The following is a 255-nucleotide window of genomic DNA, read 5'->3' as shown; positions in this document are numbered from 1 at the left end:
GCCGCTCGTCGCTGTTCTGCGCCGTGTAATCGACTATTCGCTGGCGCTCCACCGCAGGGTCGACGAACAGCGGTGGGCCATCGCCGGTCTGCGCGTCGAACGCTGGCGTCTGTTGCTCGGCCCACTGGCGGTGCATGGCGCGGATGCTCAACAGCAGTTGCGAGGTTTGCAGTTGATAAGCCCGCAGCGGCTCTTCACGCCATCGCTGCCGGGTGGTGATCCAGTTCAGCCGCGCATGGTTGAACTCCTGCACCA

General features: G+C 64.7%; 1 protein-coding gene. It reads right to left on the bottom strand.

The window, feature by feature from the left end; translation table 11 throughout:
- The coding region (locus tag AAZU54_RS27400) for a hypothetical protein (RefSeq protein WP_434727910.1) at positions 1–255 on the bottom strand (255 nt) is incomplete at both ends.

Origin of the sequence: Pseudomonas sp. Je.1.5.c (assembly GCF_051129895.1) — a bacterium.
Taxonomy (GTDB): Bacteria; Pseudomonadota; Gammaproteobacteria; order Pseudomonadales; family Pseudomonadaceae; genus Aquipseudomonas; species Aquipseudomonas urmiensis.
The sequence above is the reverse complement of the archived record's forward strand: the minus strand, read 5'-3'. Positions and strand labels throughout refer to the sequence as shown.